Origin of the sequence: Methylosarcina fibrata AML-C10, assembly GCF_000372865.1 — a bacterium.
In the GTDB taxonomy this organism is placed as follows: Bacteria; Pseudomonadota; Gammaproteobacteria; order Methylococcales; family Methylomonadaceae; genus Methylosarcina; species Methylosarcina fibrata.
On sequence record NZ_KB889965.1, the window covers coordinates 1,797,568 to 1,811,107 of the forward strand.

Here is a 13,540-nt window from a genome sequence, read left to right on the forward strand (position 1 = left end):
CGGTAAAACAGGTTGCCGGGAATGCAATACCTTACAAAACGTTATTATCGGGTTTTTTATTTTTTCAGCGAGGTCCGAAACTAAATTTTTCGCATTGTATAATGATAAGACCCTATGTGATCAGAATTGACATTGAAGGCACCCATCATGATAAGTACCTTTGCAAAATTATCCAGGCAGTGCTTTCAACAAAAGTGACTGATTTACATTGAAAATATTCTGTTTAAACCGCAGGAAAAATACCGGATTATTTTCGCCAATGTACTTAGTCTTCACACTTTAAACAAATTTTTCAATGAAATTAAAAATAATCAAAAAATTTACCCCTTGTCCTATTGACGATGGAGATGAGCTATTTCCGAATGGAATATTCGAATTCAACATTACAAAGATGCTCTCATTTATTGAAAAAAATCCTGATAAATTTGTTTTAGAACAAGTTTCAGTAACTAAATATAATCAAAATTTTTCTAATCTAAATGAACATCATATCAACTCTGTCGATATTTATCGTCCTGTTATTTTTGCCGAAATAGCTCCTGGAAAATTTAATTTGATTGATGGCAATCATAGAATGGAAAAAGCTCGCAGATTAGGCACTAATACCATATCAGCATTCAAACTAACTGTTGAACAACACATTAAATTTTTGACTACTGAAAAAGCTTATTTGGCTTATGTCGAATATTGGAATAGCAAGCTGAAAAGCTAATATTTATTACCCGGCCTAGATTTCGTCCTAAACAATCTCAGAATTTCCTTGTTCGACTCTGAGCGATCCATGACAAAAATCGCTCCTTCTCGACTCAACGCCATATCTAATAAGGATTCCAAATAATTCCCGCATTCTTTTTGAACTTTGTCTTCCAGCTTACTCCGTGCTGAAACATACATGCTGACATAGCGCGAAGCATTCTTTTCGGCATCGTATTCAATCCGAATCCAGGCCTCGCCCGGTGGATCGTTGCTTTTGGTTTCGCCATCGGCTAGGAACAATACGGAATCGCCATGACGATCCTTGGCAATGGAAATGAATTCTTTCTGACTAACCTCTAATACTTCACCCGTAAAAGGCCAGCCTGATAACCCAATTCGTTGCAGAATCCAGCGTTTTTCCCAACGCATGTCGTCGTTGTCGACTTTTTTGGGTTAGGTCGAAGTGCGACTCTTTACCCATGAACCACCATGTAACCAGCAATGGTGACCAACAGAACAGCCACGAACCGCTGAAATGTTTCATGAGGCATGCGCTCAATGACTCGCTTGACCGACCACGTTCCCAGCATCATCGCTCCCCATCAGCGCAGCCAGAAACCAAAGCTCCCGATCGAGAACAATATATTTCTGGTAGACCACGGTCTTTACGCCATGCATCACAAGCGCGGTCGTCGCCTCGCTGGCAATGTATGCAACTGGAGGCAACCCGATCGACAGGAAGATGGCGGCGCCAAGAGGCCCAGCGCTGCCCACCAAACCCGACAGGAAGCCGACCACTCCTCCGCCCATCACCAACAGAATGGAGCTGCCTTTGAGCTTCAATACATCGAAATACTTCAGCGCAACGAATATCAGGATGACGGCACCAATCGCGCGCATGACCAAATCCTTCGGTAGCTGGATGAAGGACAAGGCGCCCAAGATGCTGAGAGGGATAGCCCCGAGGAGAAATAGCACGACCGGTTTCCAATGAATCTGTGAAAAGCCGAAGCCGGCCCTGGAGAGATTGCCGATTAGCTGAGCGATGGTCAGCAACGGAACCGCATGCGTTACCCCCACGGTTTTAACGTGCAGCGGCAGCAGGAGTAGCGCGCCCCCAAATCCTGCCGCACCTGAAATTGCGGCGGCGGAGAATGCTGCGACAAAGAGGATGAGAAGTTCGAGCATCTGGTTCCATGGACCCAATTATTATCCAGACCGGGCTAACATAGATATTTTTACAGTTTATTGTCAAGAATGAGCTTCAGTGTCATATTTTCTAAACTGTTTAACCTACATTTCATGATTGATGTTGTGCAGCGATTCGTTGCTCAGTCCACCTTCGGCGAAAACCAGATGCACGGTCAACGCAGTTTCGGTGGTGCTAAGCCCCCCAAATGTGCAAATGATGCGCATCGGTAACGGTCGACAACCCCAGTAAATAGTTATGCACTGCCGCCACAGGATTTCATCATAGATGAGCAAAATGCGGTCGAGCACGCCATGCTCGCGCATCAGATCTTCCACTGGAGAGACTTCTTCAACCTTGTCCTGCTTCGTCTGTTTCATAGAGCCTCTTCGGACAAAGGCAATCGTAGGCTGCACGAATACCGCCGTCCCACATGCTAAGACGCCGGCTTTTTGGATAAATTGTCTGCGTGTCGTGTTTTGCTGCAAGTCCAAGCGATAACCACCAATGTGGTTTATGCAATCGCGGGTAAATCCGGTGAAGTTAAATAGGAATGCCCGCAATGATCATTAAAGCCGACAATCGACAGGATTAACTGCGATTGTGGCTTTTGGATTGATGCCAGCCAATAAGCTCTTGCACCACGTTCAATCACAATGGTCGTTTCATAAATTATGAGATCCGACATTTAGCTCGCTTTACAAGGTTAATTTTTTGGATAAATATAAGGATAAAGGGATAAGGGGCGAAAAAATCTATTTTTGTTTATAAAAATTATTTATTTATATTTTATACCCGTACCCAATACCTACCGACGGCACCAAAGTTATCCACAGATTTGACTGTTTTCAAGCCTAAAATCTGTATCCCGTACCTTATACCTACCGCTTTTTTTGACACCCGTACCTCATACCTACCGAATTTTTCATGGGGTGTACCCTATACCTACCGTTTGTTTCTTTCAAAAACCTGATTTCTAGCTCTCGATTTACACCCCCGTACCCTATACCTACCGAATGGTGTACTCTAAACCTACCGAAAAAGTCTATAACCCGTACTCTATACCTACCGCTATTTGTCCGACTTTTCCTTAACAAGATTCGCGTTTGCATTTGCCTTTTTCGACTCGCTTGAAAATTTTCCTGCCGGGTAGGTTGTGTAAATAACATCTTGAACTTTCCCCCTTTCACTAAGAACTTTCGATTCTTCGAAAGGAATTAGACTTTCTGTTCCGTATATGCTCAAAAGTTTCGGTTCTAATATCCCTTTATTGACCAGTTCTGTAAGCGAATTCCTTACGTATTGCATCGCTTTTCGATGGCTACCGAAGCTTTCAAGTAAACCGCTATCCCGCTTGATCGTGCTGAAACGAATTTCAAATTTTTGGCCGATTGCGGCATAAGTGAATTTGGCTACGAGGTACTTATGTAACCATCGAGTAAGTTGCGTATCGTGCGACATCATCAATTCGTAGTTGAACTGCCGGTAGTCCATAGCTCGAAGCGCTTTGGTAATCAACGGATGAAATTCCACATACCACCTTGCATTTGGGTCCTCAGCAAGATCAAACCGGGAAACTGACGACAACCACTTAAAGTAGTTGCAGGTGTCAAAAATTTTTGTTTTGTTGTTTTCTGCTGTAATTTCGATCGAACTGCGAGCCATGATGCGAAGGCTCTGGACTATTTCCTGGTAGGATCTTGTATGACCTCTTTTTTTGAGTTCTTTGCGCAACTGATGGATTGAAAAACAAACACCATACCCGGATTCGTCGTGATAGCCATGATTTTGCAATGTTGCTATTTTTCGAAGTGCGGCCTCGATCAGTTCTTCATTCCCGCCTGGGTAATATTCGGTAATAACCCCGTTTTCGATAAGTCTCGCCGGCTGTATCTCAATCTTAATTTTGCTGCCCTGATATAAGCTGTTTCTAACAAGTAGTTGAGGGAAAATTCCCTCTTTTCGCAGTTTGTAAGCCCATTGCCGCGAAACAGAATAGAGCGGCAAGCAATCCCACAATGGGATTGCGTTGGACATTTTTTCACGCTGATCTTCGTTGTTGCACAGAAACGTTTGGAACAAGTCGATTTGCTTACAAACAAATGCTTCTTTCGATGGTGGATTGAATTTATTTTCGTTATCGGTTTTTTCAGATGATGACATGACCGCAAACCGCGTCGCCCAAACTATTTCTCATCCTAAGCACATTCGAAAAATTGCAACGGGGTGAATGACGCGAGAAAAACGACTCTTTTGTTTTGCGGACGCTGAAAGGCAAGCTATTTCAAGCTTCTTTTGAAATTCACAATCGGTACAAGTCAGGCATAATGTCGATAGCGTCTTTCCCGATCGCTCTTGGGGAGTGATTCGGAAAGACGGATTTTTGCAGCCCTCTAAGAGGACTCAAAAGCAAGTGCCAGTTCAGCACTCAAAAATAAAGAACCTGTTAAGCGCCTTCGGCGTGATTTTTAAACCCAACAAGGGAAACACTTTCCCTTGTTGGAGTGGTGTTTCCCTTTATTTTTTGGAGAAACACCATGAGAACGTTCATTGTCATTGCCATATTCCTTTATGGCATCGGAACCGCATTGTCTGTAGCCAAGGATACCTTGGATACTGGCAAATCATTGATTGCCAACCGGCAGGCTCAAATTGAAGCCGTTTTGGCTTCTAATTAAACCCTTTGGGAGATCTTTCACTCCCTGCGGGTGCATTGGTCTCCTTTATTACTTTCTTTTCATTAGGAGAACCAACATGTATAACAAATCTACAATCATCGGCCGTTTAGGAACCGACCCGGAAATTCGTTATAGCGCTGACCAAAAGGCCATTGCCAATTTGAGAGTGGCTACTACGGAATCCTGGAAAGATCGTCAATCCGGCGAACGCAAGGAGAAAACGGAATGGCACCGTGTCGTTCTGTTTGGAAAACTTACCGAAACCGCGCGCGACCATCTCAAAAAAGGTGCTTTAGTCTTGTTTGAGGGTCCGTCACGTACACGTAAATGGCAAGATAAAGATGGTAAAGATCAGTACACGACGGAAATCCATGCAGAAGTCATGAAGATGCTTGGTTCTAAGTCATCCTCCTCTTCTGCTGCTGGTACTTCCTCACCCTCGCAAGCGCATCACTCTGATGATTATCCACACGATAATTTTGACGATTTTGATGACATTGCATTCTAGAGTACCCACGGCGTTGCTCCGTCATTGAGCTTAGCAATTTCTTAGCTTTTCCCTTTGGGACATCATTTGCCCCTTGGGTCTCATGGTGTTCCTTTCTTAATTTCATTTTTTGGAGAAACACCATGACTTCTAATGCTAAAAATTCGTCAAACACACTAGTCAAAAAATTCGCCGATAAATTCAATTTTCCAGACGAAAAAAAATTGATTGATACCTTGAAAGCCACTGCTTTCAAAATTAAAGACGGTGTTGTCACGGATGAGCAAATGAGCGCTCTGTTGATTGTTGCTGATCAATACGGCCTCAATCCTTTTACCAAGGAAATTTTTGCTTATCCCGATAAGCAGAATGGCATCGTTCCTGTTGTGTCTGTTGATGGTTGGTCTCGGATCATCAATCAGCATTCCGACATGGACGGCTTAGAGTTCATCTATTCGGATGATGTCGTCGATTTGCCAGATGCCAAGCCTTGTTCGTCCTGGATCGAGTGCGTGATCTATCGAAAAGGTCGCTCACATCCCGTTCGAGTCAAGGAATTTCTGGATGAGGTTTATCGGCCACCGTTTGAGGGCACCAATCAAAAAACTGGCGCTCCATACAAATCATCAGGTCCTTGGCAATCCCATACCAAACGGATGCTACGCCATAAATCATTGATTCAGTGCTCGCGTATTGCCTTTGGTTTCGTCGGTATCTATGATCAAGATGAAGCTGAACGCATTATTGAAGGTCAAGCAGAAATCATGATTGATCCAGCTGCCATGGAGCCCAGTGACAATGCTAAGCGCATTCTTCCAAAGCTCATCAAAAGAGCCTCTGAAAATGCGTCATGGCAAGCCGCACTTGATTATGCCGGTGAAAACTTCTCTGGCATTGATTTGAACTTCATTACGCAGGAACTCAATAAGGCCAAAGTTGCTGCTGAAGCCGCATTACCTTCTGCTCACAATGAAACCAAATCACCTCACCAAAACGCTTCAGCGCCTGACCAGAGGGAACCCGTTCCTACTGTTGCCACTACACAGGCAGCACGGGGAGCAACTGTCAATAACAAACCACACAGACAGCATTTGTCTGAAGATCGCAACGCTTTAGGATGATTTGTCTGCTTTCGTTCAACCCTAATGGGCATCCTTTAGGCCCATTTTGGAATTTCATGATGCCTCAACTTTTTTGGGAGAGTCATCATGATCAGAAACTTAATTTTGGCAGTATTAGGTTATTTCTCAATCGCAATCCTGTTCATGGCAAGCATGCTTGGAAAACAAATTTGCACCGAACTTTGGAATGACATGTTTCGAGTTTTGATGCAGTAATTTTCTATATTTTTCACCCACATGGGCGTCCTTGATGCCCAATGGGGTCTTGTGACGCCCTTCTTTTTCCTTATTTGGAGGCCGTTATGAGTTCTATCGTTTTAAATTCGCTTTTTTATTCACGGGATTACAGTGAGTACGATAAGCCTACGTTCTTGCGCAAACATGGCAGTGTATTCCGGGAAAGGTTCTGGAAACCCATTCACCAGCCGCATAAAAGCCGCTTTACTCGTACTCACTCCGGGGATCTCCAATGAAAATTGTGGACATTCCCCAGAGAACACCTGAGTGGCACCAATGGCGAAATGAAGGCGTCACCGCTTCTGAAGCGGACATAGTTCTGGGGATTAGTTCCTACAAAACGAGATACCGGCTTTATGCTGAGAAGAAAGGTCTGATTCTTCCTGAGAATCTCGATCACAATCCGCATGTTAGACGCGGTATTCGATTGGAACCTGTCGCCAGACGAGCGTTTGAAAATCGACATAACACGATGCTGTTACCCGTTTGTGCCGAATCTGATGAACACCCGTTCATTCGCGCTTCGTTTGACGGTATTGACGACAACGGCGTCCCCGTTGAAATCAAAGCGCCAACCGAAGCCAACTTTCGTGACGCCCAGTGTGTTGAAGATCCTGAAACATCTTCTTTCATTTCAGAAGAGGATTTTCGCGATGCTCAACAAAATCGAAAGGAATCCAAGTTATACAAGCGCTATTTCTTTCAAGTTCAGCAACAGATTTTGGTTGCAAATTCGGACAGCGCTTGGCTTTCGCTTTATCTCAATGAATGCGAGTATCTGGATATTCCGATTCTTCGTGATGACAACGTCATTAACGCGATCATTTTTGAAGCAAGAAAATTTTGGGAATGCTTGAAGACCAATACACCTCCAGAGAGAGATCCAAACCGGGATGTTTTCATACCTTATGGTGTACAGTTCGATCAGTGGAATACGTTGGCTTCCTCATACCACAATGCCGAGAGTTTGATTTTGGATTACAAGTCCAAAATTAAGGCACTTGAAGAAGAGCAAACTCAAATCGAAAACAATTTGCTGCAATTGATGGGAGATTTTGCTCATGCCGAAAGTGCTGGATTGCGTGTTAGTCGTTATCTACAGCAAGGCAACATTGATTACAGGGCAGCCCTGAAATCAATAGTTCCCGATCTTGATCCAGCTGTTTTAGAGCAGTTCAGGAAATCGCCTTCTGAGCGTTCGCGTTTCACGATCAAAGATGAAGGCAATGCTTCCGTGCCTTATTCCATGGAAGAAATCATGTCTTCCGCCCAACAAGATGATTTTTGGTTTTAGCTAGCCATTAGTCATTTTTTCATTTACCCACCGGGGAACCTCGTCCCCGTTTGGGTGCGCACGTTCCCCTTGTTTTTTTGGAGGTGCCATGTGCGCAAAATATACTTCAAAGGCAAAGATCGTACTTTCAATTGGGATTTATTTGACGATTGGGCTTGGCTATTTGGTCCGGAACCTGTCGTTGATGAAATTCCGTCGTGGTCCGAACAAGACATCATGCACATCAGCGAATGTCTTCTAGAGGATTCATTACGAAATTTATTTGATGGTCGCTGTTCAATGGAAACCGTTGTGGAAATTCACCAGTGGATGACCGACATCGACGATCCCAATCCGTTTAGTTTCGTGAATTGCTGCAAACTAACAGGCCTTGATGCCGATGAGCTTCGAGATACGATCCTGGATCGCTTGAAACGAATTCGTCGAACCAGCCATTTACACTAACCCAAACCGGGGAAACACGCTTTCCCCTATCTAAGGGCATTGTGGTGTTTCCCCTTTTTTCTTGAATTAGGAGAAACACCATGTCCGAAATGAAAAAATTCGCTGTCAGCTACACCATCGACTACCAACATCGAGTGGTTGTCGGTGTATCAGCATTGAATACCGAATCCGCCATCGAAATTTCCTCCAAAGCATTTGATGAAGGCGTGATTTGGGACGATACGCCTGATATGCCGCTTCTTTTCGATGACTACGAAGAAGTTGAAAGCGAAACTCTGCAATTTTCGGCTGAAGAAATTCAGGCTTTTCCAGAACCCGATTCTTCGGTCAAACAACTCATGGCCAATCAGTTCGCGTTCTATTGCGCCCAGGCCTTGTTGTCTGGCGAAACAACTTCCGCGCTTGAATTTGCTCAAAAGGCATTGCCTCAGTTCGTTGCTTCCCAATCGGAAGAAATGATCTGGCAAGTTAAAAGTGATAACGGCTGCGATCCTTTCGAGGTAACCGCTGTAAATCGTGAAGATGCCCTTCTTGATGCTTTGTTTGCTATCGGTTGGTCAATTTCACTCAAAACTTAGCTAACCGAAAGAGCCAGGCGAAATTTCGCTGTGTCGAGTGCGGCTATGAAAACCAAGCCGATCAGGTCGTCGCCTTGAATGTATTGGCGAGAGGCCAGGCCTTGCTTCCCGGAACACAATAACCGCAGGGCATGCGGGGTTCGCCTGTGAAGTGAACAGTGCAGTCATGCCGTCAGCAGCAGGAACCAGCTCCGTGTCATCAGACACCCTAGGAATCCTTGGCCTTTAGGCCGGGGAGGATGTCAATGGGCCTGTGATGACGAACATCATTGGTTTGAGGATGTAATGGGATCGTTTCTTGAGTGTTGCTCACGACAAAGTATCCCAGAAGGGTGAAAGATGGTAAGCGCTCTTTAAACTGCGTCTATCCCTCCTGATTGAAAGAGCAGAAGATAGTGTCCACGTATAACAAGGTGGACACCTATGATGGAGAACAAGAGTCGATTATCACGATCACTGGTGGTGGGGCATCGGAGCAATGGCCGTTGTCGTTATGATCCAGAAGCCAAACGGGAACTCGTCGAAGCCTGTCTACGACCAGGCGTTTCGGTCGCCCGGATGGCCCTGGAACACGGCATCAATGCCAATCTGCTGCGCAAGTGGATTAACCAGTACCGTGAAAATTCCAGCTCAGTGCCGCCCAGTACCCCGGCCACGCTATCGGCTTTTGCACCGGTTCTGTCAATGGCGGTGCCGAAGCCGGTAGAAGCCACCCTCAATGTGGCGTTACCCAATGGGGTTAAACTGGAGTTGCAGGGTGTTGGGCTGACCGATCTTTCCTTTTTATTGAATAATCTGGCCGCTTTGCCATGTTCCGCTTCGAATCGGGATTAAAGGTCTATTTGCACCGCGAGCCGGTCGATGGCCGCAAGGCCATCAATGGTTTGGCCCTGCTGGTCGAGCAGGCGTTAGGCTTGAATCCGTTTGAACCGGCCATCTACGTGTTCAGCAATCGTCGACGGGATCGGATCAAACTGCTGTTGTGGGATCGCACCGGCTTCTGGTTGATGATCAAGCGACTGGAAACCGATCGATTTCGCTGGCCGAAAGAAGCGGCCGTGGTGATCTTGACGGTCGAGCAACTCCACTGGCTGTTAGCCGGTATTGACTTGGCGGCGATGCGGCCGCATCCGGCGCGAACGTATACAAAAGTGGGCTGAAGCGATGGCGTAAAGCCTGTAAAATAACAGCATGACGACGACCATCACGCTGTCCACCGAAGACTATCAGACCTTGCTAGGCGAACAGCAACGGCTGGCCCATCAACTGCGGTTGATGACGGTCGAGCGTGATCTGTTGAAAGAACGCCTGGATGCCTTTTTGCATCGTCTGTTTGCCGCCAAGTCCGAGGCCAGGGCCAATCCGGCTCAGCGTGACCTATTTCTGAACGAAGCCGAAGCACTAGCACCAACAGGTGCGCCGGTGGCCGAGGAAGTCACACCCGAAGCGATCGACGTGGCTGGCCATAGCCGCAAGAAGCGCGGCCGTAAACCGCTGGATCCGCATCTGCCGCGCGAGATCGTGCGCCACGAACTACCGGAAGCCGAACGCGTGTGTACGCACGATGGTGCGCGTCTGGTGGAAATCGGCACCGAAATCAGCGAGCAGCTCGACATCGTTCCGCAACAAGTGCGAGTCATTCAACATCACCGCGTCAAATATGCCTGCCCCTGCTGCGACGAAAGCATTCGGGTCACGCCGGCACCGGCACGCATCATCTCCAAGGGCTTACTCACCGAAGCGGCATTGGCCTGGGTTGTCACCGCCAAATATCAGGATAGTCTGCCGCTGTATCGGCAAGCCACCCTGTTAGGCCGCTTCGGCGGCGATCTGTCGCGTACCACCCTGGCAGCCAGCATGGTGCGTGTCGGCCATGCGGTGCAACCCATCATCAACTTGCTGCGCGACCATCTGCTGGAGGCCGACCTGATCCTGGGCGACGAAACGGTCATCCAGGTGCTCAAGGAATCCGGGCGAGCGGCGCAAAGCAAAAGCTACCTGTGGGCGCAAATGACCGGTTCCGGGCCGCCGATCCGGCTGTTCAGCTACACGCCGGGGCGCGGGGGAACTCATGCACAACCACTCTATGAAGGCATCAAACTCGGTGCGGCGCTGATGAGCGACGGCTATGAGGTATATAACGGCATTGCCACGGCGCGCGGTGTGATTCATCTCGGCTGTTGGGCGCATGCACGCCGTTATTTTGTTGAAGCAGAGGGCGTCATTCCCAAGGCCGCACGTGGACCGGAACAACTGGCGACGCAGTTTATTGCGGCGATTGGCGAGTTGTATGCCATCGAAGCCCAGGCGAAAGAACTAAGCCACGATCTGCGCGGACAACGGCGCCAGGAACAAAGCCGGCCGGTTTTGGCCAAAATCGAAGGGCTACTGTTACAACATCTGCATGGGGTAACCCCCGGCAGTTTGCTGGGCAAGGCCTTGCATTATCTGTCGTCGCAATGGCCCAAATTGACGCGTTTCATCGAGAACGGAGCTTGGCCTATCGACAACAACCTCTGCGAGAACGCCATACGCCCGTTTGTCGTGGGTCGGCGCAACTGGCTGTTCTGCGACACGGTGGCCGGAGCTCGTGCCAGCGCCAATCTCTACTCGCTCATCGAAACTTGCAAAGCCAATGGCATCGAGCCTTACACCTATCTGGTGGAGTTGTTCCGTCAGTTGCCCTTAGCAAAAACCGTCGAAGACTTCGAAGCTTTGCTACCCTGGCGTCTCGCCAATCCAACGGCCTAACCAAACTCGCACGGCTTTGTACGGAAATTCAATAGCGTCGTTTAAAGGGCGCTTACGAAAGATGCGCTAAAACAGTCGTCTTTCGAATTCAAAAACATTGACGGTATTTGGCATAATGCCAGTACCGTCTTTCCAGAGCACTTGTGTTGAGTGTTGTGGAAAGACGGATTTTTGTAGCCCTCTAAGAGGACTCAAAAGCAAGTGCCCATTCAGCACTCAAAATAAGGAACCTGTTAAGCGCCTTCGGCGTGATTCTTACTTTAACCCACCGGGGAAACAACTTCTCCCGGTATGGGCGTATATGTTTCCCCTTTTTCTTTTCGAAAATAAGGAGAAACATCATGACTGCGATTGTAAAAAAATTCCCAATCAACACCACTTTCAACATTGCCGCCCCTGCTGCAATGATGGTTGAAGGATTTGAGGATGAAACTCATCCATCGATCCCCACCAAGAAAGATTACGTGTTTCGCAATGAGCATCTTCGTGATGTGATTGCGTTCATTTCCAACCCACTTGGCGATGCTTTGTATTTGACCGGTCCTACAGGTTCCGGCAAAACCTCGCTCATCTGCCAAGTTGCAGCACGTTTGAATTGGCCAGTTCATCAAGTGACCTGTCATGGTCGACTTGAGCTGAACGATTTGATCGGTCAATTCATGCTACTCAACGGTTCCATGTCTTTCGTCCACGGGCCTTTGGCTCAGGCTGTCCGAGACGGACATCTATTGATCTTGAACGAGATTGATTTGATGGACCCCTCTGAACTGGCAGGTTTGAACGATATTATCGAAGGTCAACCTTTGGTGATTCCTCAAAACGGCGGCGAAGTCATCAAGCCTCATCCAAAATTCCGTTTGATTGCAACCGGCAACTCAGCTGGCCAAGGCGATCAATCCGGACTTTATCAAGGCGTCATGCAACAAAACTTGGCTTTCTTAGATCGTTTTCGCCTGATGGAAGTTGGTTATCCTGAAGCGTCTATCGAGCAATCCATTCTCAAGTCTGTTTTAACGGGAATGGGTGTCCCTTTCGATTCTGTCATGGAAAATTTGACGGAAAAGATGATTCAAGTGGCCAATGAAATTCGTCGACTCTTTGTCGGCGGTACTGATGGTGCCGGCGAGCTCAGTGTAACCATGTCTACTCGGACCCTGGTTCGCTGGACAAACTTGATGATTGCCTATAAGCGTGCTCCCAATGCACTGGCTTATTCGTTGGATCGGGCTCTCACCTTGCGTGCTGAACCAGCTCAACGCGAAGCCATTCACAGGATTGCCGAAGATGTTTTCGGTGATTCCTGGGGAGATGATGCCTAATGGCTGCTTTAGATTACGACCTTTATCGTTTTACTAATCCGGATGGTTCAACAAAAGATTGGGCAGTTCGAAATAATGGCGATGGCACCTATACCTCTAAATGGGGTAAAACAGGTACTAAGCTGCAATCTAAAACTTTTGATAGGAACATGTTAGCTATGAATGATCATGTTCAGTCAAAAATTAATAAGGGATACAAAATAATTGACCGGGTATTGATTGATGACGACGGCAACATTACGCTTCCATCATCGAGCAAACCATTCGGTCAGGACCCTAATCCAACTGAAGACCCACCTTGTCTATTTTGGCGCCTCAGAGTCACACAGACTAATTTGGCTGATACTCAAGCTATTGGACAATTTCATGCAAACGTTTTGTCTATGAGCAAGACGATTACTGGAGTTTTTGGTGCATCTGCTTTTTTGGAAAATTTCTTGCGTGCGTTGATTAATGAAAAGGCGTCTTCCGCAGGTAAATTGTTCAAAGAACAGAGCGTTGCTTCATTGTTGCTATTCATGGCCATGATGAAAGTTGCTCCGAATCAAGTCAGCATTCATTTATCGCATGATGATGGTGTTGGTATCAGTAACCAGCTCAAGCTTGAATCCAAAGCCTTGTCGTTTTTCGATACGGATCTGGAAACGGTGAGACCTGTTGCTGAGGCATTAGGTCTACTTGAGAAACGACTCGATTTGTCGGCCGTTACATCTTCTCAGGACGATTTTTACTTTTAACTTTTTCTA

General features: G+C 46.8%; 17 protein-coding genes. 12 read left to right on the plus strand and 5 right to left on the minus strand.

The features are described from left to right. The first annotated feature begins 295 nt into the window (after positions 1–295). Positions 296–712 (plus strand): ParB/Srx family N-terminal domain-containing protein, encoded by a 417-nt coding sequence (locus tag A3OW_RS0108535; protein WP_020563015.1) that lies wholly within the window; start codon positions 296–298, stop codon positions 710–712. Here the strand turns inward: A3OW_RS0108535 and A3OW_RS0108540 are convergent. The 5 genes from A3OW_RS0108540 to A3OW_RS24475 form a co-directional block, all read right to left on the minus strand. Then, on the minus strand, positions 709–1,125 hold the full coding sequence (locus A3OW_RS0108540) for a hypothetical protein (protein ID WP_020563016.1): 417 nt from the start codon (positions 1,123–1,125) through the stop codon (positions 709–711). The genes A3OW_RS0108535 and A3OW_RS0108540 overlap by 4 nt on opposite strands. 126 nt (positions 1,126–1,251) lie before the next feature. Next, positions 1,252–1,884, minus strand: coding sequence for a sulfite exporter TauE/SafE family protein (locus A3OW_RS25930; protein WP_198291301.1), 633 nt, complete (start codon positions 1,882–1,884; stop codon positions 1,252–1,254). 105 nt (positions 1,885–1,989) lie between these two features. Next, entirely contained in the window at positions 1,990–2,265 is a 276-nt protein-coding gene (locus tag A3OW_RS28240; RefSeq protein WP_020563017.1) for a hypothetical protein, read from the minus strand. A 134-nt stretch (positions 2,266–2,399) separates the two neighbouring features. Beyond that, a complete protein-coding gene (locus A3OW_RS28245) occupies positions 2,400–2,573 on the minus strand; it encodes a hypothetical protein (RefSeq protein ID WP_198291302.1) in 174 nt (57 codons plus the stop codon). Between the two features lie 383 nt (positions 2,574–2,956). Further along, complete coding sequence (locus tag A3OW_RS24475; RefSeq protein ID WP_020563018.1) at positions 2,957–4,048, minus strand: hypothetical protein; 1,092 nt, start codon at positions 4,046–4,048, stop codon at positions 2,957–2,959. A 374-nt stretch (positions 4,049–4,422) separates the two neighbouring features. On the opposite strand from A3OW_RS24475, the gene A3OW_RS27715 reads away from it, so the two are divergent. The 11 genes from A3OW_RS27715 (at position 4,423) to A3OW_RS26355 (ending at position 13,531) form a co-directional block, all read left to right on the plus strand. After that, entirely contained in the window at positions 4,423–4,563 is a 141-nt protein-coding gene (locus A3OW_RS27715; protein ID WP_157385838.1) for a hypothetical protein, read from the plus strand. Between the two features lie 76 nt (positions 4,564–4,639). Next, entirely contained in the window at positions 4,640–5,071 is a 432-nt protein-coding gene (gene ssb, locus A3OW_RS0108560) for a single-stranded DNA-binding protein (RefSeq protein ID WP_026223430.1), read from the plus strand. Between the two features lie 122 nt (positions 5,072–5,193). Then, complete coding sequence (gene bet / locus A3OW_RS24480) at positions 5,194–6,171, plus strand: phage recombination protein Bet (protein WP_083918171.1); 978 nt, start codon at positions 5,194–5,196, stop codon at positions 6,169–6,171. A 469-nt stretch (positions 6,172–6,640) separates the two neighbouring features. After that, positions 6,641–7,702, plus strand: coding sequence for a YqaJ viral recombinase family nuclease (locus A3OW_RS0108570; protein WP_020563022.1), 1,062 nt, complete (start codon positions 6,641–6,643; stop codon positions 7,700–7,702). 90 nt (positions 7,703–7,792) lie between these two features. Continuing rightward, positions 7,793–8,146, plus strand: coding sequence for a hypothetical protein (locus A3OW_RS27720; protein ID WP_157385839.1), 354 nt, complete (start codon positions 7,793–7,795; stop codon positions 8,144–8,146). Positions 8,147–8,226: 80 nt separating this feature from the next. Next, positions 8,227–8,724, plus strand: a complete 498-nt coding sequence (locus A3OW_RS26350) for a hypothetical protein (RefSeq protein ID WP_020563023.1) — start codon at positions 8,227–8,229, stop codon at positions 8,722–8,724. 423 nt (positions 8,725–9,147) lie between these two features. Next, complete coding sequence (gene tnpA / locus A3OW_RS0108580) at positions 9,148–9,558, plus strand: IS66-like element accessory protein TnpA (protein WP_026223431.1); 411 nt, start codon at positions 9,148–9,150, stop codon at positions 9,556–9,558. Next, positions 9,534–9,884: an IS66 family insertion sequence element accessory protein TnpB gene (tnpB, locus tag A3OW_RS0108585; RefSeq protein ID WP_020563025.1), complete on the plus strand. Its 351-nt coding sequence runs from the start codon at positions 9,534–9,536 to the stop codon at positions 9,882–9,884. Before tnpA ends, tnpB begins: the two co-directional genes overlap by 25 nt. A 31-nt stretch (positions 9,885–9,915) precedes the next feature. Further along, positions 9,916–11,475 carry an IS66 family transposase gene (gene tnpC / locus A3OW_RS0108590; RefSeq protein WP_020563026.1) on the plus strand — a complete coding sequence of 520 codons (1,560 nt, stop codon included), beginning with the start codon at positions 9,916–9,918 and terminating at the stop codon, positions 11,473–11,475. Between the two features lie 341 nt (positions 11,476–11,816). Beyond that, on the plus strand, positions 11,817–12,794 hold the full coding sequence (locus A3OW_RS0108600; RefSeq protein ID WP_020563028.1) for an AAA family ATPase: 978 nt from the start codon (positions 11,817–11,819) through the stop codon (positions 12,792–12,794). Beyond that, complete coding sequence (locus A3OW_RS26355; protein WP_020563029.1) at positions 12,794–13,531, plus strand: hypothetical protein; 738 nt, start codon at positions 12,794–12,796, stop codon at positions 13,529–13,531. Before A3OW_RS0108600 ends, A3OW_RS26355 begins: the two co-directional genes overlap by 1 nt. Positions 13,532–13,540 lie beyond the last annotated feature (9 nt).

Coding starts and splice junctions, on each gene's coding strand:
- A3OW_RS0108535 (WP_020563015.1), top strand. CDS start 296: ATGAAATTAAAAATAATCAAAAAATTTACCCCTTGTCCTATTGACGAT.
- A3OW_RS0108540 (WP_020563016.1), bottom strand. CDS start 1,125: ATGCGTTGGGAAAAACGCTGGATTCTGCAACGAATTGGGTTATCAGGC.
- A3OW_RS25930 (WP_198291301.1), bottom strand. CDS start 1,884: ATGCTCGAACTTCTCATCCTCTTTGTCGCAGCATTCTCCGCCGCCGCA.
- A3OW_RS28240 (WP_020563017.1), bottom strand. CDS start 2,265: ATGAAACAGACGAAGCAGGACAAGGTTGAAGAAGTCTCTCCAGTGGAA.
- A3OW_RS28245 (WP_198291302.1), bottom strand. CDS start 2,573: ATGTCGGATCTCATAATTTATGAAACGACCATTGTGATTGAACGTGGT.
- A3OW_RS24475 (WP_020563018.1), bottom strand. CDS start 4,048: ATGTCATCATCTGAAAAAACCGATAACGAAAATAAATTCAATCCACCA.
- A3OW_RS27715 (WP_157385838.1), top strand. CDS start 4,423: ATGAGAACGTTCATTGTCATTGCCATATTCCTTTATGGCATCGGAACC.
- ssb (WP_026223430.1), top strand. CDS start 4,640: ATGTATAACAAATCTACAATCATCGGCCGTTTAGGAACCGACCCGGAA.
- bet (WP_083918171.1), top strand. CDS start 5,194: ATGACTTCTAATGCTAAAAATTCGTCAAACACACTAGTCAAAAAATTC.
- A3OW_RS0108570 (WP_020563022.1), top strand. CDS start 6,641: ATGAAAATTGTGGACATTCCCCAGAGAACACCTGAGTGGCACCAATGG.
- A3OW_RS26350 (WP_020563023.1), top strand. CDS start 8,227: ATGTCCGAAATGAAAAAATTCGCTGTCAGCTACACCATCGACTACCAA.
- tnpA (WP_026223431.1), top strand. CDS start 9,148: ATGATGGAGAACAAGAGTCGATTATCACGATCACTGGTGGTGGGGCAT.
- tnpB (WP_020563025.1), top strand. CDS start 9,534: ATGTTCCGCTTCGAATCGGGATTAAAGGTCTATTTGCACCGCGAGCCG.
- tnpC (WP_020563026.1), top strand. CDS start 9,916: ATGACGACGACCATCACGCTGTCCACCGAAGACTATCAGACCTTGCTA.
- A3OW_RS0108600 (WP_020563028.1), top strand. CDS start 11,817: ATGACTGCGATTGTAAAAAAATTCCCAATCAACACCACTTTCAACATT.
- A3OW_RS26355 (WP_020563029.1), top strand. CDS start 12,794: ATGGCTGCTTTAGATTACGACCTTTATCGTTTTACTAATCCGGATGGT.